Origin of the sequence: Pseudomonas brassicacearum (assembly GCF_003732265.1) — a bacterium.
Taxonomy (GTDB): domain Bacteria; phylum Pseudomonadota; class Gammaproteobacteria; order Pseudomonadales; family Pseudomonadaceae; genus Aquipseudomonas; species Aquipseudomonas brassicacearum_D.
Genome location: NZ_MOBK01000340.1, coordinates 1 through 654 on the forward strand (window position 1 = coordinate 1; position 654 = coordinate 654).

The window sequence follows — 654 nt, forward strand, 5'->3', positions numbered from 1 at the left end:
GGTAGTGCGGTGCCAGACCGGTTTCCTCCAGCACCTGGCGCACCAGACTGACCAGCTTGCCCTGACGCAATTGATGCACCGACAGGTTCACCGAAACGCGGATCGGCTCCAGCCCCTGACGCTGCCACTCGCAGGCCTGCCAGCATGCCTGACGCAAGACGAATTCGCCGATTGGCCCAATCAGGCCGGTTTCCTCGGCCAGCCCGATGAAATCCCCCGGCGGCACTCGCCCCATGGTCGGGTGATCCCAGCGCACCAGCGCTTCCGCCGCATTCAGCCGTCCGGTTTGCAAGCACAGCTTCGGCTGATAAAACACCTTCAGCTGCTTTTCCTCGATAGCTTTGCGCAACTGATTTTCCAGCTGCAAGCGCTCAAGGGTGCTGGCCTGCAGGCTGTCGGTGTAGAACTGGAAATTGTTACCGCCCAGGTGCTTGGCGTGTTGCATGGCCATGTTCGACTGGCTCACCAGCGCAGAAATCTCCCGGGCGTTGTCCGGCAGCATGCTGATGCCCATGGAAGCGCTGACCACCAGCTCATGACCATCAACCGTCAACGGCAAGCGCAGCTTGGTCGACAATCGCGTGGCGACCCGAGCCAGGCTCGACAGGTTGCCATAGGCGTCGAACAGCACCGCAAACTCATCACCAGACAATC

Annotated in this window: 1 protein-coding gene; it reads right to left on the reverse strand. The window is 61.0% G+C overall.

All coding sequences use genetic code 11. From position 1 onward, the window contains the following. Positions 1-654 (reverse strand): EAL domain-containing protein (locus tag BK660_RS31605; RefSeq protein ID WP_123436459.1); only part of this gene is annotated, 654 nt, incomplete at both ends.